Origin of the sequence: Desulfomicrobium macestii (assembly GCF_014873765.1) — a bacterium.
GTDB lineage: Bacteria > Desulfobacterota > Desulfovibrionia > Desulfovibrionales > Desulfomicrobiaceae > Desulfomicrobium > Desulfomicrobium macestii.
On the sequence record NZ_JADBGG010000010.1, the window covers coordinates 47534 to 71791 of the forward strand.

24 protein-coding genes are annotated in these 24258 nt (G+C 59.5%); 9 read left to right on the forward strand and 15 right to left on the reverse strand.

The genetic code is table 11. The annotated features are described in order from the left end of the window. The first annotated feature begins 173 nt into the window (after nt 1–173). Entirely contained in the window at nt 174–509 is a 336-nt protein-coding gene (locus H4684_RS08120) for a PilZ domain-containing protein (RefSeq protein WP_161949185.1), read from the forward strand. A 97-nt stretch (nt 510–606) separates the two neighbouring features. Further along, nucleotides 607–951: a PilZ domain-containing protein gene (locus H4684_RS08125; protein ID WP_092193648.1), complete on the forward strand. Its 345-nt coding sequence runs from the start codon at nt 607–609 to the stop codon at nt 949–951. Nucleotides 952–1075: 124 nt separating this feature from the next. Here the strand turns inward: H4684_RS08125 and H4684_RS08130 are convergent, their stop codons facing one another. The 11 genes from H4684_RS08130 to nifH form a co-directional block, all read right to left on the reverse strand. After that, on the reverse strand, nt 1076–2272 hold the full coding sequence (locus H4684_RS08130) for a D-alanyl-D-alanine carboxypeptidase family protein (RefSeq protein WP_192623413.1): 1197 nt from the start codon (nt 2270–2272) through the stop codon (nt 1076–1078). Between the two features lie 455 nt (nt 2273–2727). After that, nucleotides 2728–3984 carry a nitrogenase cofactor biosynthesis protein NifB gene (gene nifB / locus H4684_RS08135; RefSeq protein WP_192623414.1) on the reverse strand — a complete coding sequence of 419 codons (1257 nt, stop codon included), beginning with the start codon at nt 3982–3984 and terminating at the stop codon, nt 2728–2730. Between the two features lie 216 nt (nt 3985–4200). Next, a complete protein-coding gene (locus tag H4684_RS08140) occupies nt 4201–5553 on the reverse strand; it encodes a nitrogenase component 1 (protein ID WP_192623415.1) in 1353 nt (450 codons plus the stop codon). After that, nucleotides 5546–6949, reverse strand: coding sequence for a nitrogenase iron-molybdenum cofactor biosynthesis protein NifE (nifE, locus tag H4684_RS08145; protein WP_192623416.1), 1404 nt, complete (start codon nt 6947–6949; stop codon nt 5546–5548). The genes H4684_RS08140 and nifE overlap by 8 nt, the downstream gene beginning before the upstream one ends. Nucleotides 6950–7117: 168 nt before the next feature. Then, nucleotides 7118–7420: a (2Fe-2S) ferredoxin domain-containing protein gene (locus tag H4684_RS08150; protein ID WP_092193643.1), complete on the reverse strand. Its 303-nt coding sequence runs from the start codon at nt 7418–7420 to the stop codon at nt 7118–7120. A 17-nt stretch (nt 7421–7437) separates the two neighbouring features. Next, on the reverse strand, nt 7438–7800 hold the full coding sequence (locus tag H4684_RS08155) for a NifB/NifX family molybdenum-iron cluster-binding protein (RefSeq protein ID WP_092193642.1): 363 nt from the start codon (nt 7798–7800) through the stop codon (nt 7438–7440). 46 nt (nt 7801–7846) lie between these two features. Continuing rightward, a complete protein-coding gene (nifK, locus tag H4684_RS08160) occupies nt 7847–9223 on the reverse strand; it encodes a nitrogenase molybdenum-iron protein subunit beta (protein ID WP_092193641.1) in 1377 nt (458 codons plus the stop codon). 12 nt (nt 9224–9235) lie between these two features. After that, nucleotides 9236–10876, reverse strand: coding sequence for a nitrogenase molybdenum-iron protein alpha chain (gene nifD / locus H4684_RS08165; RefSeq protein WP_192623417.1), 1641 nt, complete (start codon nt 10874–10876; stop codon nt 9236–9238). A 45-nt stretch (nt 10877–10921) separates the two neighbouring features. Next, entirely contained in the window at nt 10922–11296 is a 375-nt protein-coding gene (locus H4684_RS08170) for a P-II family nitrogen regulator (protein WP_192623418.1), read from the reverse strand. Between the two features lie 2 nt (nt 11297–11298). Then, a complete protein-coding gene (locus H4684_RS08175; protein ID WP_192623419.1) occupies nt 11299–11640 on the reverse strand; it encodes a P-II family nitrogen regulator in 342 nt (113 codons plus the stop codon). Nucleotides 11641–11821: 181 nt separating this feature from the next. Beyond that, nucleotides 11822–12652 carry a nitrogenase iron protein gene (gene nifH / locus H4684_RS08180; protein WP_192623420.1) on the reverse strand — a complete coding sequence of 277 codons (831 nt, stop codon included), beginning with the start codon at nt 12650–12652 and terminating at the stop codon, nt 11822–11824. A gap of 312 nt (nt 12653–12964) precedes the next feature. On the opposite strand from nifH, the gene H4684_RS08185 reads away from it, so the two are divergent. Beyond that, a complete protein-coding gene (locus tag H4684_RS08185; RefSeq protein WP_192623421.1) occupies nt 12965–14086 on the forward strand; it encodes a LeuA family protein in 1122 nt (373 codons plus the stop codon). Nucleotides 14087–14239: 153 nt separating this feature from the next. Further along, complete coding sequence (locus H4684_RS08190; protein ID WP_092193635.1) at nt 14240–14425, forward strand: hypothetical protein; 186 nt, start codon at nt 14240–14242, stop codon at nt 14423–14425. 35 nt (nt 14426–14460) lie between these two features. Here H4684_RS08190 and H4684_RS08195 read toward each other — a convergent pair whose 3' ends face one another. The 4 genes from H4684_RS08195 to H4684_RS08210 form a co-directional block, all read right to left on the reverse strand. Further along, nucleotides 14461–15684 (reverse strand): tetratricopeptide repeat protein, encoded by a 1224-nt coding sequence (locus H4684_RS08195; RefSeq protein ID WP_192623422.1) that lies wholly within the window; start codon nt 15682–15684, stop codon nt 14461–14463. Nucleotides 15685–16281: 597 nt separating this feature from the next. After that, on the reverse strand, nt 16282–17538 hold the full coding sequence (locus H4684_RS08200) for a TRAP transporter large permease (RefSeq protein WP_092193633.1): 1257 nt from the start codon (nt 17536–17538) through the stop codon (nt 16282–16284). Next, nucleotides 17538–18029 carry a TRAP transporter small permease gene (locus H4684_RS08205; RefSeq protein WP_192623423.1) on the reverse strand — a complete coding sequence of 164 codons (492 nt, stop codon included), beginning with the start codon at nt 18027–18029 and terminating at the stop codon, nt 17538–17540. The genes H4684_RS08200 and H4684_RS08205 overlap by 1 nt, the downstream gene beginning before the upstream one ends. Beyond that, a complete protein-coding gene (locus H4684_RS08210; protein ID WP_192623424.1) occupies nt 18026–19024 on the reverse strand; it encodes a TRAP transporter substrate-binding protein in 999 nt (332 codons plus the stop codon). The genes H4684_RS08205 and H4684_RS08210 overlap by 4 nt, the downstream gene beginning before the upstream one ends. Before the next feature lie 367 nt (nt 19025–19391). Between H4684_RS08210 and phnC the strand changes: the two genes are divergently transcribed. The 5 genes from phnC to H4684_RS08235 all read left to right on the forward strand — a co-directional run bounded on the left by phnC (nt 19392) and on the right by H4684_RS08235 (nt 24212). Further along, nucleotides 19392–20234: a phosphonate ABC transporter ATP-binding protein gene (gene phnC, locus H4684_RS08215; protein ID WP_092193630.1), complete on the forward strand. Its 843-nt coding sequence runs from the start codon at nt 19392–19394 to the stop codon at nt 20232–20234. Between the two features lie 182 nt (nt 20235–20416). Next, the gene (phnD, locus tag H4684_RS08220) at nt 20417–21382 is read left to right on the forward strand and encodes a phosphonate ABC transporter substrate-binding protein (protein WP_192623425.1); all 966 of its coding nucleotides are present in this window, start codon (nt 20417–20419) and stop codon (nt 21380–21382) included. 61 nt (nt 21383–21443) lie between these two features. Further along, nucleotides 21444–22247 (forward strand): phosphonate ABC transporter, permease protein PhnE, encoded by an 804-nt coding sequence (gene phnE, locus H4684_RS08225; protein WP_208599865.1) that lies wholly within the window; start codon nt 21444–21446, stop codon nt 22245–22247. A gap of 13 nt (nt 22248–22260) precedes the next feature. Further along, nucleotides 22261–23397 carry an alpha-D-ribose 1-methylphosphonate 5-triphosphate diphosphatase gene (locus H4684_RS08230; protein ID WP_192623426.1) on the forward strand — a complete coding sequence of 379 codons (1137 nt, stop codon included), beginning with the start codon at nt 22261–22263 and terminating at the stop codon, nt 23395–23397. A gap of 110 nt (nt 23398–23507) precedes the next feature. Further along, complete coding sequence (locus H4684_RS08235; protein ID WP_192623427.1) at nt 23508–24212, forward strand: DUF1045 domain-containing protein; 705 nt, start codon at nt 23508–23510, stop codon at nt 24210–24212. The last annotated feature ends 46 nt before the right edge of the window (nt 24213–24258 follow it).

Genomic DNA, 24258 nt, shown 5'->3' on the forward strand with positions numbered 1-24258 from the left:
ATGCCCTTCCTTGCACGCCCGGCGCAATGTGTTCGGGCTGGTTACACATACCAAGTAAAATTGAGAACCGTTTGCAATAAATCAGGACAGGACCAATTGCTGCCGGCAATGCTTGACGGAACACTCCCGAACCTTCATGTTGCATGAAGTCAAACCAACGCGAAGGGGAACAAATGGACCAAAACAAGCGCCGCTGGGACCGCGAACCGATAACCGTGCCGTGCAAGATCAGCTACGAAGGCGATACGCGCAACTCGGCTCCGGGCAGCATCATCAACCTGAGCCCGGGCGGGGTCATGCTCGCGACGGAACAGGGATTCATCGCCAATGAACGCGTCGCCATCACCCTTGAGGATGAATACGACGCCCTGCTCTTCGAATTCGCCGAAATCCTGGTCGGCACGGTGCGCTGGAGCCAGTCCACGTCGTCCCTGGGACAAAACGTCTACCACGTGGGAGTCGCCCTGGAGCGTGAACTGCCGCGCAGAATGGTGCTGACTGAGCAATAATCGCGTCCATTCTCCTTGTGTTGTCTTCGCGCATCCTCTATAGACCCAGAAAATTTGGCTTTTCCAAAAAAACCTGCCGCAGCGAGAGGACCTTTCCATGGCTCATGAGATGCAGAAAAACAGGAAATGGAAGCGCTTCGGCTGTCTGCTTCCGTGCAGGATCATCCCGCAAAACGAGACCGACATGGTCGTCTCGGCACGGATCATAAACATCGGCCGAGGCGGTCTGCTCATCGAAGCCGACTATGGTTTCAACATGGGAGACAGGGTCATCGTGGCGGCTGCCAATGCGGGGTTCGAACGCTTCGAGGCCATCGAGGAAGTGCACGGGACCGTGCGCTGGGGACAAATCGACGACAGTTCACTGATGGGACTCTATTACATCGGGGTCGAATTCGACGAACTGCTCCCCCTCAAACAGGCGGTGGCCGACCAGGACTGACTCGCCTCTTCACCACGATTGGGTCACACAGTCGGGCTTGTTTCAGACGCCAGGCGGCGCGCGTAAAAAAAGGGATTCCGTGAAATCCCTTTTTTTACGAGTACCGACAAGGCTCGGACGCCGGTCAGGCTTCCGGCTTCTTGGCCGCGCCTGAAGGCTTTTTGGCGAGCTTCTCGTCCTTGGCGGCTCGCCGGAATCCGTAATCAAGCAGCCGGGCCGTCTCACGCTGACGCACGGCGGAATTCTGGGCCCCGAGCACCACGGCCACAAGCCGAGTCTTGCCGCGCTTGGCCGTGGCCGTGATATTGTAACCCGCGTCACAGACAAAACCGGTCTTGAGCCCGTCCACGCCCTTGTAGGTACGCAGCAAGGTATTGGCGTTGCGATGCGTCGCCCCATGATACGTGTGACTCGTCATGGAGTGCACCTTCAGCGCTTCGGGAAACGTGCGCAGATAGGCCACGGACAGCTTGGCGATGTCCCGGGCGGTGGAAAGCTGGCCCGATGCGGGCAGGCCGTTGGGATTCTTGAAGCGGCTGTTGATCATGCCGATCTTCTTGGCTTTCGCGTTCATCTGCGCCACGAACTTGGAAGGATCGCCCTTGCCGAAATATTCGGCCACGGCCACGCAGGCATTGTTGGCCGAAACCACGCTGATCCCCTTGATAAGCTCGCTCAGCGGGACTTTTTCATTGCGTTTGAGACGCATGCGCGACCCTCCGGTCTTGACGGCCGTGGCGCTGACGGGAATGGGCGTCGTAGGCGCGAGCTTGCCCTGGGCCAGGGCTTCGCGAATGATGTACAACGTCAGGAGCTTGGTGATCGATGCCGGCGCGATGGTCTTGTCCGGATTGTGCTCGTAATAGACTTCTCCGGTGGACATGTTGATCAGCAATGCGGCCTGCGCGTTCAGGTACAGGTCCTTGGAGGTGCCCGGCTTCACGGCCTGCTTGGCCGGTCCGGCCTTGTCAGCGAGGGATTTCTTGGCCTTGGCCTCTGCGGCCTGCGGCTTGGCGGCCTGCTTCGGAGCGGGCGTTGTAACTTGCTCTGCCGCTTCGGACTTGGGAACGGCAGGCTTGGTCTTGGATGAGGCGGTCTTTTTGACTGGTGGCTTGGGAGCGGACGAAACGGCTTCCACGGGCTCGGTCCGAACCAGGGCCTGAGTGTCGGGACCGGCGGCCTCGGGCCTCGGCACCACGGAGGCCCGGAAGACGTGCGATCCGGAAGACGCAAATGCGGAAAAGCCGATTCCGGCCAATCCGCTGATCAGGACATATACGATCAATAAGATCAGAAATCGCGTAGCGCATTTTTTCGTCATGGGCCTTGCCTTTACGGTTCAAGTACGTAGCGGTCAAGCGCCGAACGGGCGAAGAGGCCAAAACAAACACAACATATTCAGTCGGTTATCAAAACAAAACACATCCTGCGCAATGAACGGCAAGTGCATGTCAATTGCCAAGATGCAAGTGCCTTACATGCAACACCCCCATTTTTCAACAAGAAACGGAAAAAATAATCAACTAAGGACGTGCGGCCTCATCGCTCCAATCAAACCTGAACGACATAGTTCCATCCTTCATACAGCACAAAGTCGCTTTCAAGACGCACCTTAAAGAATCGGAAACAGGACCCCGGTTTGCACGGGGCAGCGCCTGACGTTCTATTTCACCGGCAGAATTTCAAAAAAGAAGGCCATCAGCGGTTTCGCGTGAACGCAAAATGGCGACAGGAGTCCCTGCCGCCATTTTACGCTCACGCATCACGAAACATTGTTCATCCGCAGCCGCTCCCCATGCCTGCACATCCTGCCTTGTGGGTGCGCGTCTTGTAACGCATGATGTCCCTTCCCTGATAATGTTCCGTCACGATGTCGGAAATCAAGCCCGTGCATTCAAGCACCATGATCCCATGCTCCCCAAGAACCTGCCGGGGTTGCTTCCCGGCCGCTTCGACCAGGACCAGGGAACAGTCATGCAGGATTTCGGCAAGCCTGTGCCAGCGATCCGGTCCGCAGCCCACTTCCGGCGCCAGCCTCTCCTCGATCATGCGCGCACCCTTGCCGTGTGGGGCCCAGACCTGAAAACCGGGCGCCTCGCCCAGGTGCATGTTGACAAGCATCCCTTCCCGCGTGGCCACGGCCACATAAGGCCTGGCTTCCTTCGAGGAACCGCAGGCCAGCTTGTTCAGGGTCGGGATCAGTTCGCTGGAGCGGTCCGAGCACAAGAGGCCCACGGCATCGGCCCGGCAGCGCTTGCAATGGGTCATCTGCGGCACCAGCTCCCCGCCTTTTGCCCTCAGCTCATGGATGAGCGCCTTGGTCGGTTCTTCCATTCCGGCAAAGGGCGTGTCCGCCGTCGGATGCAACGGAATGAGATTCTGGATGTCCGCGCCAAGTTCCGCGGCCACCTTGGCCACCTCGATCAGATGATGATCGTTCACGCCGGGGATGATGATGCTGTTCACCTTCACGGTGATGCCCTTGGCCTTGAGCAGACGGATGGATTCGAGCTGGCGTTCGAGCAGAATCCTCGCGCCCTCGACGCCCCGGTAAACCACCTTTCCGACCCGGACCCAGGAATAGATCTTCGCGCCGATCTCCGGGTCCACGGCGTTCATGGTCACGGTCACATGGGTCACGCCCAGCTCGGCCAGGCGGTCCACATGCTCGGGCAGGGCCAGCCCGTTGGAGGACAGGCAATAAAGCATGTCCGGATATTTCTCGTTGATCCGCTCGATGGTCTCGATGGTGCGCTTGGCCTCGGCCATGGGATCGCCGGGCCCGGCAATGCCGACCACGGTGATGCGCGGCTCTTTCTTCAGGACTTCATCCAGGTATTCCACCGCCTTGTCCGGAGGCAGGATCGCGCTGGTGACGCCCGGCCGGGACTCGTTCACGCAGTCGTACTTGCGGTTGCAGTAGTTGCACTGGATATTGCAGCCCGGGGCCACGGGCAGATGCACACGGCCGCAGGAACCTGAAGTCTCTTTATTGAAACAGGGATGCTTTGATCTGTCTTTTGCTTCGGACATGGGGTTCTCCCTTGTATGTTGATGCGTCTGTGACGCAGATGAAAGCTGAAGATGGATTCCCGCCTTCGCGGGAATGACACAAACGCTTTGCGGCTGGCGGTGCCTGATACCTTGACGAATTCCCGATAGATGCGCGCAAGCAGCGCTTCGCCCCGATGTCATTCCCGCGAAGGCGGGAATCCATGCCGTTCAATCCTGGCAGTTCAAAAACCCCGCCTACAAATACCCATACCCCACCGGGCACTCGTCCTGGCTCTTCTCCAGCACGGCGTTGACCAGCATGTCGTAGAGGGACAGCGCGCCTTCGTAACCGACATGCAGGATGCGCTGGCCCCCGAAGCGGTCATGGATGGGAAAGCCGACCCGGATGAGCGGGATGTTTGACGCCCGGGCCAGCTTGTAGCCTTTGCTGTGGCCGACCAGCAGATCCGGAGCCAGTTCGGCGGCCTCTTCCTCGATGTCCTTGAAATCCGCGCCGCTCCTGATCACGGGCATGTTCACGCAGACATCGCCGAGGGCCTCGGTGACCGCTTCCCTGAAACGCTCGCCCTGGGTGCCGGTGGCGGCCAGGACCGGCTGGACGCCGATCTCGCCCAGAAAGGAGCACATCGCGATCACGAAATCCTCCTCGCCGTAAACCACGGCCCGCTTGCCAAAAATGTACTTGTGCCCGTCGACCATGGCGTCGAGCAGCCTGCCCCGGTCAAAGGCGTCCTTTTCGGGCATGTCGCAGCCCGCGAATTCGCTCAAAGTGTCCATGAAGGCGTCCGTGGCCCGAAGGCCGATGGGGATCATGGTCTTGCGGGCCGGAACCCCGAACTTGCGCTCAAGCACTCCGGAGGCCGATTCCGCCAGCCCCCCGGACATGCCGAACTCGATGGTCCCGGCCGCGCCGCCCATGGCCCGGATATCGGCCACGGGCGTGCCGCCGTCGGGCAGGGAGTGGTAGTCGTCCCAGATCACGCCATCCATGGTTCGGGATAGGTCGGGAAGCATGGTGAAACGCACGCCGGAGCGTTCGCCCAAACCGCGCAGGAAGCGATAATCCGCCGGGGACAGGAAGCCGGGCAGCAGATTCACGCCGCCGTGGGAGGCCCCCTTCTCCTTGACCACCTGATCGGCCAGGGAACGCACGGCCGCGTGCCAGCCTTCCATGTGCGTGCCCGAGTAGCTGGGGGTAGACACATGGACCAGCTCCGGCAGCGGCAAATCGGCAAATTCCTCGCGAAATTCGTACAGATAGCGGCCGACATCGTCGCCGATGGTCTCGGTCAGGCAGGTCGTGGCCACGCCGACCAGATCCACGTCGTACTTGCGCATGACATTGAGGATGCCCTTCTTCAGGTTCGGCCCGCCGCCGTACACCGCGCTCTTCTCGCCCAGGGCCGAGGAGGCGATGTCCACGGGTTCGCGGTAATGGCTGATGATATAGCGCCGCATGTAGGTGGCGCAGCCCTGGGAGCCGTGCAGAAAGGGGACGGCGTTCTCGATACCCTTGAAAACCAGGGCCGCGCCCATGGGCGTGCACATCTTGCATGCGTTGGTGGTGGAAACGTAGGTGTTAGCCATTGACGGCCTCCTTGGGGATGCAGGTCACGCGGGCGGATGTGGCCGGACGCGCGTTGCGCCGGGGCATGAACCTCCAGATCGGGCTCATGACCGAGGCGTGGATTTCCCTGGCGAAATTGTACATGCCGATGAAGCCTTCCAGCGCAATCTTGCGCTCGTGGTTGTGGTCGCAGAAACCGACGCCCAGCTTGTAGGCAATGGGCCGCTCCTTGACCCCGCCGACGAACACGTCCACATCCTTTTCCTTGATGAACTGGGCCAGTTCGAGGGGATTGGCGTCATCGACGATGATGGTCCCGGGATCGGAGATGGCGGCCAGCTCCTTGTAATCCTCCTCGGTTCCTGTCTGGGAACCGACCACGACCACCGACATGCCGAGGTGCCTGAAGGCCTTGACCAGCGAGAAGGCCTTGAAGGACCCGCCCACGTACATGGCCACCTTCTTGCCTTCGAGATCGCGGCGCAGCTCGGCCAGCTTCGGCATCAGCACGGAAAGCTCCCCGCGAACCAGCTCCACGGTCTTGGCCTTTATTTCCGGATCCCTGTCCGAGAAAAAATCGGCCACCTTGTAGAGTGAATCGGCCATGTCCTCCACGCCAAGGTAGGATACCCGCTGGTAGGGAATGCCGTATTTCTCCTCCATCATCTTCGCCAGCTCCATGGTCGCCCCGGAGCACTGCACCAGATTCAGCGCCGCGCCGTGACAACGCCGGATGTCGTCCACCCGCCCGTCGCCGGTGATGTTGGCCACGGTCTCGACCCCCATCTTCTTGAAATATTCGCGCACGATCCATGTCTCACCCGCCAGGTTGAAGTCGCCAAGGATGTTCACGCTCATGGGCGAGATGCCCGTGGTGTCGCCCGTGCCCACCAGGCGGAACATGGCCTTGCAGGCGGCGGCGTAGCCTTCGCGCTTGTTGCCCTTGAAGCCTTCGCTCATGACCGGCAGGACCGTTATGCCCGTGTCTTCGGAAACGCGGCGGCACACGGCCTCCAGGTCGTCGCCGATGAGGCCGACGATGCAGGTCGAATAGACGAAGGCGGCCTTGGGATTGTGCAGGCCGATGAGTTCGCGAAGGCTTGCTTCGAGCTTCTTCTCGCCGCCGAAGATGACGTCCATTTCCTGCAGGTCCGTGGAAAAGCTCAGGCGGTGCAGCTGCGGACCCGAGGAGATGGCCCCCCGGATGTCCCAGGTGTAGGTGGCGCAGCCGATGGGGCCGTGCACGAGATGCAGGGCGTCGGCTATGGGATAGAGCACCACCCGTGAACCGCAAAACACGCAGGCCCGCTGGCTGACCGCGCCGGCCAGGCTGGGGCGGTTGCACGCCATGGCAAAGGGCTCTTCGCCGATACGGTGCATCTGGCTTTTCCGTTCTTCGAGTATGGTCTTGTTCATGGTGTGCTCCTTGGGGCGGTATCGCTGTGTTTGCGCCCGAAAATTCATCTCTGTATGGCCGCTTGGCCCATCGATCCAAAAATGTGGCTCATGGCTCCCGAATCCGCCGCAGGGCCGATGGAGGAGACCCTCCGGCGGATTCGGGGCAAAAATTCAATCAGTCAAAACCTAGGACAAAAGATATTCGGCGCAGGGCTCGCCCGCCTCGATTCCGTCCAGGATGGCGTCGATGGCCTCTTCGCTGTCCACGCCGCCAAACCACCAGTTGTCGGGCTGGACGACCATGATCGGACCCTTTTCACACAGCTTCATGCAGCCCGTAGCCGTGATCAGGATATCGAGGCCCCGGGCCAGGATCTCTTCTTCCATGTACTGCAGGAATCCGTCGGTCTGCTTGAAGCACACGCCCTTGGGGTCGCCCCCGGCGCGAAAGCTCTGGCAAACGAGAATCTGTTTTTCGGGAATGGCCATATCTGTCTCCAAATTTTTTAAGAGTGATTTTCCGGCGCAAAATCCGCCGAACCATAAAGCTGGCGCACCAGGCTGAGCACGAAGCCTTCGGCCTCGATGACCGTGAGTCCCTTGGCGGCCAGGACTTCGAGGGGCTTTGGGCCTACGCTCGCGACCAGCAGGTAGGCGCAGTCGCTCAAGACCTCGGCCACCCCTTCCCAGCGGATGCTCCCGCCGCCGGGAGTCGGCGCGGGCCGGGTTCCGAGGAGACCGACCATGCCCTGGTCACGGCCGTAGATCCTGAACTCCCGGACATGGCCGAGATGCATGTCCACGGTCTTGCCGGTGCTGCTGGCCACGGCCACCAGCGGACGATTTCCCTGGGGAGGCGCGAAAGTCATGATCCTGCTCCTTCAAGAGGCGGCGGGTCGCCCCGCCGCCGGACATCTAGTAGACGAGTTCAAACTTCTCTTCCGTTTCATCACGATCCGTGCGGGTCAGGATGAGATCGAGGATTCTGGTCAGCATGTGCAGCCCGCCCTTGTAACCGACGGTCGGAAAGTACTGGTGGCCGACGCGGTCGAAGATGGGAAACCCAAAGCGCAGGAACGGGATGTCCTCGTCGCGGGCGATGTACTTGCAGTAGGTGTTGCCGATGATCAGATCCACGGGCTCGTTCTTGATCCACTGATGCAGCAGGAACATGTCCCCGCCCGCCTTGACGTTGGCCTTGTAACCGGCCTCGGACGTGATCTCGTCGATGCGCTTCTCGAACTTGTTGCCGGGGGTTCCGGTGACGATGTGCACGGGCTTCATGTCGATGGAGGCCAGGAATTCGGTCAGGGCGATGACCTGATCGGGATCGCCGACCAGGGCCACCTTCTTGCCGTGAAAGTACTGGTGCATGTCGGAGATCAGATCGACCAGCTGCCCGCGCTCGAAGGCGATGGTGTCGGGCACGTTCACGCCCGCGACCTTGCGCAGGGTGTCTATGAAGCGGTCCGTGGCCTTGAGGCCGAAGGGCATGTCGAGCACGGTGCAGGGCACCTTGCACTGGGTGTCCAGCCAGCGGGCCGCATCGGCCGAGCACCATTCGCCAAGGGCCAGGGTGCCGATGGCGTCGCCGGAGGCGACGAGATCCGCGACCGGAGTGCCGCCATCGGGGAACATCTTGTATTCGCCGTTCAGCGCCCCGTTCAGGACGCCGGAGGTGTCCGGGAAGAGGATGATGTCAAGGCCCATGAGGGTGGCCATGCGCCTCACTTCCTCCATGTCCGAGGGCTCGACCCAGCCGGGAATGATGTTCACGCGGCCGTTCTTCTTGCCGGTGTTCACGGCGAAGCCCTTGGCCATGCCCTTGACCATGTTGGAGAAGCCGGTGACATGCGAGCCCACGTAGCTTGGCGTATTGGCGTAGATCACGTGCTTGCCTTCGGGCACCTTGCCGCTCTTCTTGGCCTTGTCGGTCATCTGCGGCAGATCGTCGCCTATGGTCTCGGACAGGCAGGTGGTGTGCACGGCGATGACGTCGGGCTCATAGACGGTGAAGATGTTCTCGATGGCCGAGACCAGGTTCGCGCCGCCGCCGAAGACCGAGGCGCCTTCGGTGAAGGAGCTGGTGGCGGCCGAAACGGGCTCCTTGTAGTGTCGGGTCAGTGCGCTGCGGTGATAGGCGCAGCAGCCCTGGGAGCCGTGAGAGTGCGGCAGGCAGCCGTGAATGCCGAGCGCCGCGTACATGGCGCCGATGGGCTGGCAGGTCTTGGCCGGGTTGATGGCCAGGGCGCTGCGTTCCTTTATTTCCTTGGGGGTATGTCTAAGTAGCATGATTATTTCCTCTTATTCCCAGACGTACGTGGCGGACAGTTCCGGGTTTTCCTGCCAGGGGGCCTTCATGTAACTCCAGACCTTGCTGTTCACGAGGCGGTCGATCTCATGATAGAAATTGACCGCGCCCTGAAAACCGGCATAGGGACCGCCGGAATCGTAGCTGTGCAGCTGCTTCATGGGGATACCCAGCTTCTGGATGGAGAACTTTTCCTTGATGCCCGCGCAGAAAACATCGGGTTTGATGATTTCGACCAGCTTTTCGGCCTCGTACTGATTGAGGTCGTCGATAACGAGGGTCTGATGATCCATGTCCGGGATCAGGCCGTCGTATTCCTTGAACTTCAGTCCGGCGGCTTCGAGTTTCGCCATCTCTTCGGAGGTCTTGCGCGGGGCGTAACGCTGCTCGTCCGCCTTGACCTCGATTTCCTCGATGTTGCGACTGTCGGCGTCGACCTTCAGATTCGGGATGACGTGGCGGCCTTCGTAGTCGTCGCGGTGGGCGAACTCGTAGCCCGCGGCCAGGGTCTTCATGCCCATCTCGGCAAAGAGGTCCTGGTAATGATGGGCGCGGGAACCGCCGACAAAGAGCATGGCGGTCTTGCCTTCGGTGCGGGGACGGATCTCGGCGATGACTTCCTCCACCACCGGCATCTCCTCTGCGATGACCTCTTCCACACGGGCGGTCAGGCCCGGATCACCGAAGTATTCAGCGATCTTGCGCAGGGACTTGGCCGTGGATTTGGCGCCGATGAAGTTGACCTTGATCCACGGGATGCCGAACTTGGTTTCGAGCATGTCGGCCACGTAGTTGATGGAGCGGTGGCACATGACCGCGGACAGATCGGCCTTGTGCGCCGAGGCGAACTGATCGTAGGTCGAGTTGCCGGAGAAGGTGGAGATATTGGTGATGCCGCATTTCTTGAGGATGCGGTCGATCTCGAACCCGTCGCCGCCGATGTTGTATTCGCCCAAAAGGTTGATCTTGAACTCGCCGGGCTTCTCGGCATCGTTCTCGCCCACCACTTCGCTGAAGATCTTGTTGTTGGCGATGTGGTGACCGGCGGACTGGCTGACGCCCTTGTATCCTTCACAGCTGAAGGCGAAGACGTTGCAGTCGCCGAACTTGGCCTTCATCTTGCGGGCCACTGCGTGGATGTCGTCGCCGATGAGACCCACGGGACAGGTCGCGAAGATGGCGATGGCTTTGGGATGGAAGAGGTCGTAGGCTTCCTGGATGGCGGCCTGGAGTTTCTTTTCGCCGCCGAAGATGATGTCCTGGTCCTGCATGTCCGTGGAAAAACAGTACGGCATGAAGTTTTCCGCGCCCTCGGCCGAAGCGTCGGTCTGGTTGCGGCGAGTCAGCCAGGAATAGAATCCGCAGCCGATGGGGCCGTGGGTGATGTTGACGATGTCGCGGGTGGGCCCCAGAATGACGCCCTTGCAGCCGGCGTAGGTGCAGCCGCGCATGGTGATTATGCCTGGAATGGTGCGCACGTTGGCGGAAATTTCAGGGGTCTCGTTGCCCAGGGCCTCGTTGACGAGGATCTGGGAGGCGCGCTTTCTGGCCACCTTGGGCGGATACTTGGCGAGCATGTCCGCTTTTATGTCCGTGGGCGTCCAGTTGACGAGCTTCTTGGCAGATGATGGCATGATGTTCTCCTTCGTGTGTCCTGGTTTCAATGGATGAAACCGGCTCTATTCAATGGACTTGGCGCCCTTTTCTCCGGTTCTGACCCGTACCGCGTCGATCATGGGCAAAACGAAAATCTTGCCGTCGCCGGGCTGGCCGGTCCTGTTGACGTCCGTGACGACCTTGACCACCTCCGAGACCAGATCATCGGTGACCACGACGGTCAGCATGCGTTTGGGATAGAGCTTGCCCTTCTCCCCCAGCACCGCCACCGCTTCCTCGATCCCCTTCCTGGCCCCTTCGAGAGGCTTCGCGTCCACCAGACCCTTGCCGCGACCGAAAGCCTCATGGGCGAAGAAAGCGACCACGCCCGCGTCCTGCAAAGCCTTCTTGGTCTTGTTCATCATGTTCATGCGGATGACCGCGATCACTTCTTTCATGACTATGCTCCTGCCGGGGTGCTGTCGCAGATGCCGGAACTGATGGTGAAGACATCGCTCACGTCGCTGACGAAAATCTTGCCGTCGCCGAAAGCGCCCTTGGCGCCGCTGCGGGCGGCCTTCATGATCACGCTGATGACGAAGTCCTTGTCCTCGGCCTTGACCACGCTCATGAGCATGGTCTTGGGGATCTCGTCGTAGGTCACTTCGCCGATCTTGATGCCGCGCTGCTTGCCGCGACCGGCCACGGAATATTTGGTCACCGCCGGAAAACCTGCGTCCATGAGGGCTGCGAGAACGTCGTCGGACTTTTCGGGGCGTACGATTGCTCTGACCATGATCATATGTTTTCTCTCCTTCGTTTCTTCTATAACTCTTTTTATTATTTAACTTTCACTCCAAGGTCGTTCAAAAATTCGTTGTGGCAAGGCGCGAGTCGAATTTGAAGGGTGAAGTGTAGCCGACTACATGAGCCCTTCAAAATCGGGGAGCAACGCAGTCCAGAACGGATTTTTGGACGACCGCCTAGACGGCTTCGAGCAGGCCGAAGTCCATGAGCAGCTGCTCCAGTTCCTCGATTTCAAGGGGCTTCGGCACGACGAACATCTTGTTCTGGTCGATGGCCTTGGCCAGATTGCGGTAGTGATCGGCCTGGGGAGCGTTGGGCTGCCATTCGATGACGGTCATGCGGTTGATCTCGGCGCGCTGCACGTCGTTGTCGCGGGGGACGAAGTAGATCATCTGCGTGCCGATCTTCTTGGCCAGTTCTTCGATCATCTCGCGTTCGTTATCGACGTTGCGGGAGTTGCAGATCAGGCCGCCCAGACGCACTCCGCCGGATTCGGCGTATTTCATGATGCCCTTGCAGATGTTGTTGGCCGCATACATGGCCATCATCTCGCCGGAACAGACGATGTAGATCTCTTCGGCCTTGCCGTCGCGGATGGGCATGGCGAACCCGCCGCAGACAACGTCGCCCAGAACATCGTAGAATGCGTAATCCAAGGCTTCGGACTCGTGGTAGGCGCCAAGCGATTCCAGCATGTTGATGGAGGTGATGATGCCGCGACCGGCGCAACCGACGCCCGGCTCGGGTCCGCCGGATTCGACGCACCAGGTGCCGCTGAAGCCGGCCTTGCGGATGTCGGCCAGTTCCACGTCCTCGCCTTCGTCGCGCAGGGTATCCAGAACGGACTTCTGCGCCAGGCCGCCGAGCAGCAGGCGGGTGGAGTCGGCCTTGGGATCACAGCCGACGACCATGATCTTCTTGCCCATTTCAGCCAGGCCCGCGACCGTGTTCTGTGTGGTGGTGGATTTGCCGATGCCGCCCTTTCCGTAAATTGCGATCTTCCTCATGACGTGCGCTCCTTTATGTGAGAGTTTTTGGTGTAGTTGTGTGCCGTACCTGAACCTCCCTAGGGCAACGCGCGTGCCAAAAATTACGCAAGATCTCAAATATCTGAAAATAAAGGAGAAAAGAAAAACAGACATCGTCCTGCCATCCCGAAATATACACAAACAACAACTACGAAAATGTAGGTTCAAACATTAGTGTCCGCACACCCAAGACCTCTCGTAAAAGCAATAAAACCATAAAATTCAAGATAATGAAGAAATCATAAAACGTGGCACCGACCGTGCAATGACAAAGCAAACACGGGAGGACGCATGTTGATCGACACGACACTCAGGGAAGGGGCGCAAATGTTCGGGACCTGCATCCCAAATCAGATCGGAATCGAAATCGCCGGACGCATCGCGGACATGGGTGTGGAAGAGATAGAGATCGGCTGGATGGGGCAACAGGGACTTGAAGAGTTGGTAAGGGCTCTGCGGCACAGGGGCGCGACCTGTGACCTGAGCGTATGGTCTCCCTGCCGCACGGTGGATGTGTACCGGGCAGCGGGGCTGGGCATCGACACGATCAACATCGGTCTGCCCGTTTCGGACCTGCACATCGCCGAGCGCCTGCGCACGGACCGTGACGGCCTGACCGCCATGCTGCGCGAAACCGTGGGCCTGGCCCACTCCTGCGGCATCCGCCGCATCAGCATCGGCCTTGAGGACGTGACCCGCGCCGATCAGGAATTCGCCCTGTCCATGGCCCGCATGGCCCGGGACCTCGGCGCCGTGCGCATCCGCCTGGCCGACACGCTGGGCGTCATGACTCCGACCCGCATCGCCGAACTGGTGCGCTTCTTCGCCGCCGGAGCGGACATGGAGATCGCCATCCACTGCCACAACGATTTCGGCATGGCCACGGCCAACGCCATCACGGCCCTGGAAGCGGGCGCGCACTGGGCCGACGTCTCGGTGCTCGGAATCGGCGAGCGCTCGGGCATCTCCGCCCTGGAGGAAGTGGCAGGTCACCTGCGGCTGGTGCAGGGCTACGATATCTACGACATGAATCTGGTGCGCGGACTGTGCGACATGGTGGCCGAACTCGCGCGCATCCCGGTGGCACGCAACCGGCCGGTTTCAGGCGATGACATTTTCGCGGCCGAATCGGGCCTGCACGTGGACGGCATCCTCAAAAACCCGGCGCTCTTCGAACCCTACGACCCGGCCCAGACAGGAGCCAACCGCATCCTGGCCCTGGGCGCCAAGGCCGGACGAGGCGCGGTCAGGACCATGCTCCGCCAGGTGGGCCTTGAAGGACCGCTGCACTCCATCGGCAGTCTGGTGGACACCATCCGCCAGCGCGCCGCCGGCGCGGGCCGCCCCTTGAGTCAGGTCGAGGTGCAGGATCTGGCCAAGACACAGAATTGCCTGGAAGGCGGGATTTGCTGAGACAAGAGGAAAAGCGGACCGAAGAGCTGAAGCTCCGGGTCCTCAAGCGCACGGCAGGAACGCACAGCGGGAACAAGCCCGGCGGACTCGCGACGCATTTTGGGCGAACGTCGGACGAAAGATGAAAGAACATCAACGCGGATTGGAGGCCCCATGCTCATTAACAGAATACAGGCGCGCATCTTCGCCCAGCTCAGCGAGCGGTTGAACATGGACCGCGACGAATATGTCCACGCCCACTCGCGGCACTATCTCGGCAGGCTCGTATCCAGTCTGGAGAGCCTGACCGAGGAGGACGGCGACTTGTGGATTGCCAGGGCGTATTTGCAGTCCCTGTGACGAAAGAGCTGGAAAAATGAACGCATCGTCAGGCATCAAGCCTGCTTGGAGCCGATTTTTTCAAGAATTGTCTTGGCACGTTCGAAATTCGGGTCACATTTCAATGCAGCCTTCATGAACCGCTCCACTTCCTGAAGGCGGTTCATCTGAAAATAGACCATCCCGATATTGAAGGGGATGAGCGGTGATTCCTGAAGCAGGTCGGGAGTAGCCGAAATCGCTTTTTCAAACTCGCAGACGGCCTTGTAATGCTCCTTTCCCTGGGCATAGGCCATGCCCATGTTGTAGTGCAAACCTCCCTCGTTCGGAATCACGCCCAGCGCCTGCTGGTAGGTCTGCACCGCGCCCTTCCAATCACCTTTCTTGCGTAGCGAAACGCCCATTTCATTGACCATCCACAGGTCCTCGCGGGTCATGTCGCTGCCCTTGGTTTCAAGCGCCTGGTTCATGAACTGGATACTCTGCTCGGGATTGATTTCACGGAGTTTCACGCCGATATCCATGAGCGTTGAGGCAAGCATGTCGTTGGCCTGTGAGCGAACTATATTGACTGCGTCCTGATAAAATTTCCTGGCCTTATCTTCCTGGCCATCCTTGCTGTACTGCTCTCCAATATTGATTTTTCTCGTGTGATTCAAAGGAGATATCTTATCCATGAGCAGCAGGTATCTGATATATTCTTTGGGATCGTTGATTTCGAAATAAAGATCCGCAAGTTTTTGCAAGGGCTTCAGGTTGAGTCGTGATTCCTTGACAGCCTCTTTATAAAAAAATTCAGCATCTTTGAATTTTCCATTCTTTCTGGCAATATCGCCCTTGAGAACCATGCAAATGGAACTGCCTGGTTTCTCTTCAAGCAACATGTCTATCCTTGAATCAGCCTCTTCATACTGCCCTTTCTCTATCAGTTCCCTAATATTTTCGACTTCAGTGTGGAACATGTTTGAAGGCTTTATCGTAAAAGCAATTTTTTGAATTATATTATTTATTGAAATTGGCTTTACGATGATTGAATCGACATCGTTTTCCGCGATGAATGAGACATATTCTTCGGAAACCTCAGGCGTGATGCAAATAATTTTCAGTCTGTTCCGAAAAACATCCTTCAAGGATTTGAAATCAAAAACATTGGATCTTCCATTAATTTTAGATTCGATGAACATGACCACTTGCGAACTGGTATCCAGAAGTTCTCGGCATTTCTTTCCGATATCAGCAGACGCATGTGCAATAGCGAGCGAATCGTAATTCAGCCCCATGGTACGCAATGCTCCGCGCATTGTTCTTATGAATATATCGTCATTGGTGACAATAAAAAAAGAACCGTTCTGATTCTGCAAAAAATTTATGACTATTCTATCATAAATCGGGGCAATTTCTTTTCGTATGAGCTTGTGAGACACAAAAAAACCTCTGAGATACAAATATATGAAATGGGCATACTACGCCCGGAATCAAAAATAAAATAAACAAACCTCACAAAAGGCCCTCTCAAGCAAAGCCGGGATAATGATAAGGCATTGTACCGCCCCGGGCAACCTTTGTAATACACCGAAATATTTCAGAATATTATCCCGGCACATATTCGGGACCACACACCCGGGCCACTGCCAAGCCCGCGTCATCACTTGAAAGGCAATTCCTCAAAACTTCCGGCAGTTATCCCAAGCGAAACGAACCGGACCGGACTTGAGCAAGTCGGCCACCGCGAAGTCAAGACCCGATTTTCCTGAATGCTGAAACGTGAGAATAACGGCAAGGTTGTGATCATCGTCAGCGGAGGCGGCCGGATGACCGGCCGCCTCCGCCGCAGCAGTGTGCCGCTACGGCGCAAAGGGGACGGTCACGACCGGCGCTTACATGCCTGCGGCGATCATGGGCAGGTAGACGACCAGGGCCAGCGCACCGAGCAGGACTGCGAGGTAGGGAAGTATGGCTCTGGAAATGCGTTCGATGGGCAGGCCCGTGATGGACGAGGCCACGTAGAGATTGATGGCCACGGGCGGCGTGACCATGCCGATGGCCAGGCCGACCACGATGATCAGGCCGAAATGGATCAGGTCGATACCCATGCTGGTGACAAGGGGCAAAAAAACGGGGGTCAGGATGATCAACGCGCTGGCGGTCTCCACGAAGAAACCGGTCAGCAGGATGACTCCGGTGATGAGCAGCATGATGACGTAGGGGTCCGAGGACAACGACAGGACTGCCTTGGCAACCATGGTGGGAATGTTCTGGTTGGCCAGAATCCAGCTCAGGACCGCCGAAGTGGCAATGACGAACATGATCACCGAAGTGGTGATCACGCAGCGCACCATGATCTCGTAGAGCTGCTTCAGATTGATGTCCCGATAGATGAACAGGGACACGAACAGGGCGTAGTTCACGGCGATGACCGCAGATTCGCTGGGCGTGAAGAACCCGCTGAAGATGCCACCCAGGATGATGACCGGAGTCAAGAGGCCCCAGACGGCCTTGCGGAACGCGGCCCAGATGGTGCGCAGGGAAAAAGGCGCGCCCTTGGGGTAATCGCGCCGGTAGGCCTGCGTGATGGCCATGATCATCAGCATTACGCCCATGAGCACTCCGGGCAGAAAGCCGTTGAGGAATAGCTTGGCCACGGACTGGTCGGCGATGACCGCATAGATGATCATGGGCACGCTGGGCGGGATGACCACGCCAATGGTGCCGCTGGCGGCGATGAGACTGGCTGCACTGTCCTCGGCGTACCCCTTGCGCTTGAGTTCAGGCACCAGGGTCGCGCCGACGGCTGCCGTCGTGGCCGCGCCGGAGCCCGAGATGGCGGCGAAGAACATGGCCGCCAGGACGGAAACCACCGAAAGCCCGCCTTTCAGAAAGCCGAAGATGGAATCGGCAAAATCCACCAGGGTCTTGCTGACCTTCCCGCTGGCCATGAGATCGCCGGCCAGGATGAAGAACGGCACCGCGATCAGGGCGAAGGAGTCGGTTCCGGCGAACATGCGCTGGGTGACGAGCATCAGCGGAAGCCCCTGTTTGGCCAGGGCGGCCATGGAGGCCATGCCGATGGACAGGGCCACGGGCACGCCGAGGAGCAGCAGGACGAAAAAAGAGATGAACAAAAGCGCTGCCATCAGGATTTTTCCCCAGGAGACAGGAGTTCAAGCAGGTCCCCCACCGCGTAAAGGAACATCACCGCCGACGACAGCGGGATCACGGCATAGACCAAGCCCATGGAGATACGCAGGGACGCGGACAATTGAGCGCTCTGCAACCCCATGTATTTCATGCCCGTGTAGGCCACCACCGCGAAAAACGTCATGGAGGCCAGAATGGTGGCGGCGCGCACGAGTCGGCCAAGGGCCGGGGGCAATGCATCCACCAGAAAGGTCACGGCGATGTGGCGCCCGTGCTTGTAGGCGACGGACGCCCCTATGAACGTGATCCAGACCAGCAGAAACCGGGAAACCTCCTCGGACCAGGTCAGGGCCTGGAAGAAAACCCGGAAGACGATCTGCATGCTGATGACCACGAGCATGACAACGAGGGCCACGAAGGCCGCTCGTTGCATGATCGCGTTCACTGCGTTCTCGACATGCAGCAGAAGGGACCGCAGGCGGTTCATTTCTTGAGCTGCTCCTGGATGCGCTGCAGGTATGTCCCGAACTTGGTGCCGTATTTCTCGTAGACCGGGGCGACCTTGGCCTGGAAGGCAGGGATGTCCGGGTTCTCGACGATCTGCATGCCGTTGTCCCGCAGGTCCTGGGTCTGCTCTGCGCTCATCTTGGCGTTCATCTCGCGCTCGTATTCGGCAGCCTCCTGGGCGGCGGCGGCGACAATGCCCTGCACGTCGGCCGGCAGACCGTTCCACAGGTTGAGAGACATGACGATGATGGCCGGAGCATAGGTATGCCGGGTCATGGAGAGGTGCTTCTGGGGCTCGTAGAGCTTGAAGGAATGGATGACGTTGATGGGATTTTCCTGACCGTCGATGGTGCCCTGCTGCATGGCCGTCAGGGCCTCGGTCCAGGCCATGGGCACGGCGTTGGCGCCAAGGGCCTGAAAGGTGTCGATGTACACGGGGTTTTCCATGACGCGGATCTTCAGGCCTTCCATGTCCTTGGGGGTGGTCACGGGACGGACGTTGTTGGTCAGGTTGCGGAAGCCCCGCTCGGCGAAGGCCAGGCCCTTGAGCTGCACCCTGCCTAGGGAAGCCAGGATCTCCTTGCCGATCTCGCCGTCCAGGACCGAATAGGCCGCTTCAGGCGAAGCGAAGAGGAAAGGCAGCTCGAACACGGCGATCTCCTCGACGAAATTCGCCACGGGCCCGTTGGTGATGATGCCCATGTCCACGGATCCGATCTGCATGCCTTCCAGCAAGGTCCGCTCGTCGCCGAGCTGTGCGTTGGGGTAGAGTTCAACACTGACCTTGCCGCCGGTACGGTCCTCGACGATCTCCTTGAACCTGGTCGCGGCAATGTGAAAACCGTCCTTCTCGTTGACCACATGGGCCAGCTTGATGGTCATGGGGGACATTTCCGCCAGCGCTGAACCCGCCCCGCCGAATCCGAAAGACAGAATGCCAGCCATCAGAACCGCCAGAAAGAAACGTTTCGTCATGATACCTCCCGGTAAAAAAATATGAGATTTCATCTGCATGAAAACGCCCAAGCGTGCCCGACAGACGGAATTCGTACCGAACATGTCGGAATGTCAGGCCATTCTCGAAAAGGAAGATGTACGTACGATTTCATTACGGATGGTGTCAACAATATCGATTATTGATCCTTGCCATTTAATACGTACAACTGATTATAAAAATATGCCCGCCACTACCTGCCAAACCTGACAGCACGGCAGGCATTTTTTATTGCCGACCCGCAACAACCGCCTAATTTGTCTATACATATCACGTCGCAATTGTCATCCGCCGGACGCATTGCCGTAACAGTCGTTTCCTAGTGATTGCAAAACACGAGGGAACGACATGATCCAGATCAAGCAGCTGACCAAGACCTTCAAGAACACCAAGGGCCTTAGCGACATCAACGCCACCATCGAGTCCGGCGAAATGGTCGCGCTCATCGGTTCGTCCGGTTCGGGCAAATCAACGCTCATGCGCCACATATCGGGGCTCATGTGCTGTGACCCGAACAGCGGCGGACAGATCGAGGTCCTGAGCCGCATCATGCAGCGCGACGGAAAACTTTCCAAGAATGCCCGCAAGGTCCGCGCCGAAGTGGGCGTCATCTTCCAGCAGTTCAACCTGGTCGACCGCCTGTCGGTGATGACCAACGTGCTCATGGGCGCCCTGGGACGGGTTCCCACCTGGCGGGCCGTGTCCAATCTCTTTCCTCCGTCGGAGCGCCGCCTCGGCATGGAGTCCCTGGCGCGGGTCGGCATGGCCGACAAGGCCTGGCAGCGGGCCTCGACCCTGTCCGGCGGTCAGCAGCAGCGCGTGGCCATCGCCCGCGCCCTGACGCAAAAAGCGCGCGTCCTGCTCGCCGACGAACCCATCGCCTCCCTTGACCCCGAATCGTCGCGGGTGGTCATGGACATTCTGGCGCAGATCCACCGCGAGGACAAAATCACCGTCATCGTCTCTCTGCACCAGGTCGAGTACGCCATCCGCTACTGCCCGCGAACCATTGCCCTGCGCCATGGCCGCGTCGTCTACGACGGTCCGAGCACCTCCCTGACCCCGTCCTTCCTGCAGGAAATCTACGGATCGCAAACCGAGGAGCTTTTTTCCCCCGCCGTGGACAACGCCATGCGCCAGCAGCCGAAAAACAGCCTGAACAGACCCGCCCCGGCGCCTGCCGCGGCATGACGGACTGTTGAAAAATCACAATTTGCAGGGCGTTCAAAAATGATGAGATGCAAGGAAGCGAAAAAAGCCAGGACACGCAGTGCATTGCGCATGGACAAGCGGTCCGGCTTTTTGGCTGACCCAGCAGATCGCTGTTTTGAGGCGGCCTGTTAACGACCATCCACAATTCAAAGGAGTACAGAATGTTTCGCAAATTATGTGGCCTGTTCACTCTTCTGGCGCTTTTCAGCGTCCAGAGCGTTTCCGCGGAAATGAAGGAAATCAACTTCGGCATTATCTCCACCGAAGCGTCCATGAACCTCAAGACCATCTGGAATCCTTTCCTGGCCGACATGGAAAAAGCCACCGGACTCAAGATCAACGCGTTCTTCGCCTCGGACTACGCCGGAATCATCGAGGGCATGCGCTTCAACAAGGTCCAGGTTGCCTGGTACGGAAACAAGAGCGCCATGGAAGCCGTGGATCGCGCCGATGGCGAGATCTTCGCCCAGACCGTTCCCGCGGACGGCGAGGCCGGTTATTATTCGCACCTCATCGTACACAAGGATTCCCCGCTGAACTCCCTGGAAGACGTGCTCAAGAACGCCGCGGGCCTCTCTTTCGGCAACGGCGATCCCAACTCCACTTCCGGATTCCTCGTGCCCAGCTACTACGTGTTCGCCGTGAACAAGGTCGATCCCAAGAAAATCTTCAAGAACGTGGTCAGCGCCAATCACGAAACCAACGCCCTGAGCGTGGCCAACAAGCAGGTTGATGTGGCCACCAACAACAGCGAGAACCTGGCTCGCCTGAACGTGACCCACCCTGACAAGCGCGGCCTGATCAAGGTCGTGTGGACCTCCCCGCTCATCCCCAGCGATCCGCTGGTCTGGCGCAAGGACCTGCCCGAAGACACCAAGGCCAAGCTCAAGAATTTCCTCATGACCTACGGCACCACCGGCAAGGAAAGCGAAGTCGCCGTCCTGAAGGCCCTGGGCTGGGCCCCTTTCAAGGAGTCAAACGACGACCAGCTCCTGCCCATCCGCCAGCTCGAACTCTTCAAGAAGCGCGTCAAGGTTGAAGGCGACACGACCATGTCCGCCGAGGAAAAGACCAAGACCCTCGCTGAAATAGACGCCAAGCTTGAAGCCATCAAAACCAGGATCTAGACATCTTACTCCAACGCATGCGGCCGGCCATATCTGACCGGCCGCATTCAAGGATGCATTCATGACCGCTCAGAACACGATTCTCGTCGACTCCCGCCCGCCCCGCAGCGTGCAATCATCCCTGTCAAAGCTTACGGGCTGGGCCATTGTCGTGGCCATCCTCGCCTGGTCCTGGGAAGGCGCGGACATGCGCCCCATGGCCCTGATCAGGGACTCCGGGAACATGGCCACCCTGGCCGGAGACTTTTTCCCGCCGAATTTTTCCGACTGGCGGCTCTACCTGGAAGAAATCGTCGTGACCTTTCACCTTGCGGTCTGGGGCACGTTTCTGGCCGTGGTCTGCGCGGTGCCTTTCGGAATACTCAGTTCCGAAAACATCGCCCCCTGGTGGGTCTACCAGCCCGTGCGCCGCGTCATGGACGCATGCAGGGCCATCAACGAAGTGGTCTTCGCCATGCTCTTCGTGGTCTCCGTGGGCCTTGGACCCTTTGCCGGCGTCCTTGCGCTCTGGGTTCACACCACGGGCGTTCTGGCCAAGCTCTTTTCCGAGGCCGTCGAGTCCATCGACCCCCAGCCCGTGGAAGGCATCCGCTCGACGGGCGCGACCGTGATCGAGGAAGTCATTTTCGGAGTCATCCCGCAAGTGCTCCCGCTGTGGATCTCCTATTCGCTGTATCGCTTCGAATCCAATGTGCGCTCCGCCACGGTGCTCGGCATAGTCGGCGCGGGCGGAATCGGCGTCGTGCTCTGGGAGATGATCCGAGGTTTCTACTTCGCCCAGACCTGCGCCATCATGATCCTTATCATCATCTCCGTGACCGCCATCGACCTCGTTTCACAACGTCTGCGCAAACTCTTTGTCTGAACCGGATCAATCCATGCACCTCCTTTGCTGCACCAATGCCCGTCTGGTCATGCCGGACGGTGTCGTCCACGGATCACTCACCGCCGAAAACGGACGCATCAGGGATGTCGATGCGCCGACATCCATCCCCGGGGCGCTGGATTTCAAGGGCGACTACCTCCTGCCCGGTCTGGTCGAGATCCACACCGACAACATCGAAAAACATTTCCTGCCCCGCTCCGGTGTGCGCTGGCCGACCAGCCTCTCCGCCATCCTGGCCCATGACACGCACATGGTCGGGGCCGGGATCACAACTGTCCTCGATGCGGTCAGCGCGGGCGAATTCAGCGCCAAGCGCATGCGCCGCGAAATCTTCACCGCCACCCTTGAAGCACTGGCCCAGGCCATGGACAACGATCTGCTGCGCGCCGAGCATCTGCTGCACATCCGCTGTGAACTGGCCGACCGGGCCGTGGTGGAGATGTTCACGTCAGTCATGGACCACAAGCTCCTGCACCTGGTGTCCATCATGGATCACACCCCGGGCCAGCGGCAATGGAGCGACCTGGAGAAGTACCGGTCCTTTCACGCCGACAAAAAATGGACCGACGAGGAGCTTCTGGCAGAGATCGAGCGCCTGCGCGCCGTGCAGAAAAGCCACGCCGAGCCCAACCGGGCCATCATTTTGAACCTCTGCGCGGAGCGGAACCTGCCATTGGCCAGCCACGACGACACCACGGCCGGACACGTCGAGGAGACGGCGCGACTGGGCATGGGCATCGCCGAATTTCCCACCACCCGCGAAGCCGCGTCCAGGGCGCGCGAACTGGGCCTCGCCACTGTCCTTGGCGCTCCCAACATAGTGCGCGGCGAATCGCATTCGGGCAACGTTTCGGCCCTGGACCTTGCCGCCGAGGGCCTGGTGGACATCCTCTCCTCCGACTACATGCCCGCCAGCCTGCTGCAGGCGCCATTCGTCATGGCGCAGCGGCTGGGCATGCCCCTGCACGAGGCCCTGGCCACCGTCACCGCCAATCCGGCCCGGGCCCTGGGGCTCACCGACCGGGGCGAACTGCTCCCCGGCAGGCGCGCGGACTTCACGCGTGTGCGCATGGTGGACGACGTGCCCGTGATTGTTGCAGTGTGGCGGGAAGGCAGGCAAGTGATTTAGGATTGAAGGCATGCCTCCGGCGGCCAGGGGACTTGTCCCCTGGACCCCTCTCACCGGGAGGTTTTTCCTTGTCGTTTCGCCGAAACTTGCAATGACAGAAGGATGGATTTGTGTCTGAAGCCCGCTACGCCATATATTTTGCCCCCGAAGCGAACAGCGCGCTGGAAAGGATCGGCTCCGAAATACTCGGTCGCCACGCAGGCGCAAAAGCGGAACTCGCGCAGCCGCGCCTGCCGGGCATCGCGCCCGAAAGATTCCGGGAACTGACCGCAGCCCCAAGGCACTACGGGCTGCATGCTACGCTGAAGCCACCCTTCTTTCTGGCCGAGCACGATGATGAAACCCCATTGCTGGAAAACGTGGAGCACATCGCCGCGCGAATGCGGGCGTTCGACCTGCCGGGGCTTGAGCTTGCCGGCCTTGGCTCATTTCTCGCCCTGACCCTGACCGCGCCATGCCCGGAACTGGAAGATCTGGCCCGCATCTGCGTCACGGTCCCCGACCCCTTGCGCCGCCCTGCCGGCCCCGAGGAACTGGCCCGTCGCCGGGCCAAGGGCCTGACCCCGAACCAGGAGCGCCTGCTGGGTCTCTGGGGATACCCCTACGTACTGGAAGAAATGCGCTTCCACCTGACCCTGACCGGCAGCATCCACGACCCCGAAGAACGGGAACGTCTGCGCGCCGGACTCGCCCCCCTGCTCGCCCCCGTACTCCGCAAGCCCGTTCCGGTGCGGGACATCTGCGTGTTCCGCCAGACGTGCCGGGAAGAACCCTTTGGCATTTTCCGACGGTTTCCGCTCCAGTTGCAGGGCTGACAGTGATTTTCCGAGGGGGCAGGTCCGATCTGAGGCATGATTACAT

Coding starts and splice junctions, on each gene's coding strand:
- H4684_RS08120 (WP_161949185.1), top strand. CDS start 174: ATGGACCAAAACAAGCGCCGCTGGGACCGCGAACCGATAACCGTGCCG.
- H4684_RS08125 (WP_092193648.1), top strand. CDS start 607: ATGGCTCATGAGATGCAGAAAAACAGGAAATGGAAGCGCTTCGGCTGT.
- H4684_RS08130 (WP_192623413.1), bottom strand. CDS start 2,272: ATGACGAAAAAATGCGCTACGCGATTTCTGATCTTATTGATCGTATAT.
- nifB (WP_192623414.1), bottom strand. CDS start 3,984: ATGTCCGAAGCAAAAGACAGATCAAAGCATCCCTGTTTCAATAAAGAG.
- H4684_RS08140 (WP_192623415.1), bottom strand. CDS start 5,553: ATGGCTAACACCTACGTTTCCACCACCAACGCATGCAAGATGTGCACG.
- nifE (WP_192623416.1), bottom strand. CDS start 6,949: ATGAACAAGACCATACTCGAAGAACGGAAAAGCCAGATGCACCGTATC.
- H4684_RS08150 (WP_092193643.1), bottom strand. CDS start 7,420: ATGGCCATTCCCGAAAAACAGATTCTCGTTTGCCAGAGCTTTCGCGCC.
- H4684_RS08155 (WP_092193642.1), bottom strand. CDS start 7,800: ATGACTTTCGCGCCTCCCCAGGGAAATCGTCCGCTGGTGGCCGTGGCC.
- nifK (WP_092193641.1), bottom strand. CDS start 9,223: ATGCTACTTAGACATACCCCCAAGGAAATAAAGGAACGCAGCGCCCTG.
- nifD (WP_192623417.1), bottom strand. CDS start 10,876: ATGCCATCATCTGCCAAGAAGCTCGTCAACTGGACGCCCACGGACATA.
- H4684_RS08170 (WP_192623418.1), bottom strand. CDS start 11,296: ATGAAAGAAGTGATCGCGGTCATCCGCATGAACATGATGAACAAGACC.
- H4684_RS08175 (WP_192623419.1), bottom strand. CDS start 11,640: ATGATCATGGTCAGAGCAATCGTACGCCCCGAAAAGTCCGACGACGTT.
- nifH (WP_192623420.1), bottom strand. CDS start 12,652: ATGAGGAAGATCGCAATTTACGGAAAGGGCGGCATCGGCAAATCCACC.
- H4684_RS08185 (WP_192623421.1), top strand. CDS start 12,965: ATGTTGATCGACACGACACTCAGGGAAGGGGCGCAAATGTTCGGGACC.
- H4684_RS08190 (WP_092193635.1), top strand. CDS start 14,240: ATGCTCATTAACAGAATACAGGCGCGCATCTTCGCCCAGCTCAGCGAG.
- H4684_RS08195 (WP_192623422.1), bottom strand. CDS start 15,684: ATGGGGCTGAATTACGATTCGCTCGCTATTGCACATGCGTCTGCTGAT.
- H4684_RS08200 (WP_092193633.1), bottom strand. CDS start 17,538: ATGGCAGCGCTTTTGTTCATCTCTTTTTTCGTCCTGCTGCTCCTCGGC.
- H4684_RS08205 (WP_192623423.1), bottom strand. CDS start 18,029: ATGAACCGCCTGCGGTCCCTTCTGCTGCATGTCGAGAACGCAGTGAAC.
- H4684_RS08210 (WP_192623424.1), bottom strand. CDS start 19,024: ATGACGAAACGTTTCTTTCTGGCGGTTCTGATGGCTGGCATTCTGTCT.
- phnC (WP_092193630.1), top strand. CDS start 19,392: ATGATCCAGATCAAGCAGCTGACCAAGACCTTCAAGAACACCAAGGGC.
- phnD (WP_192623425.1), top strand. CDS start 20,417: ATGTTTCGCAAATTATGTGGCCTGTTCACTCTTCTGGCGCTTTTCAGC.
- phnE (WP_208599865.1), top strand. CDS start 21,444: ATGACCGCTCAGAACACGATTCTCGTCGACTCCCGCCCGCCCCGCAGC.
- H4684_RS08230 (WP_192623426.1), top strand. CDS start 22,261: ATGCACCTCCTTTGCTGCACCAATGCCCGTCTGGTCATGCCGGACGGT.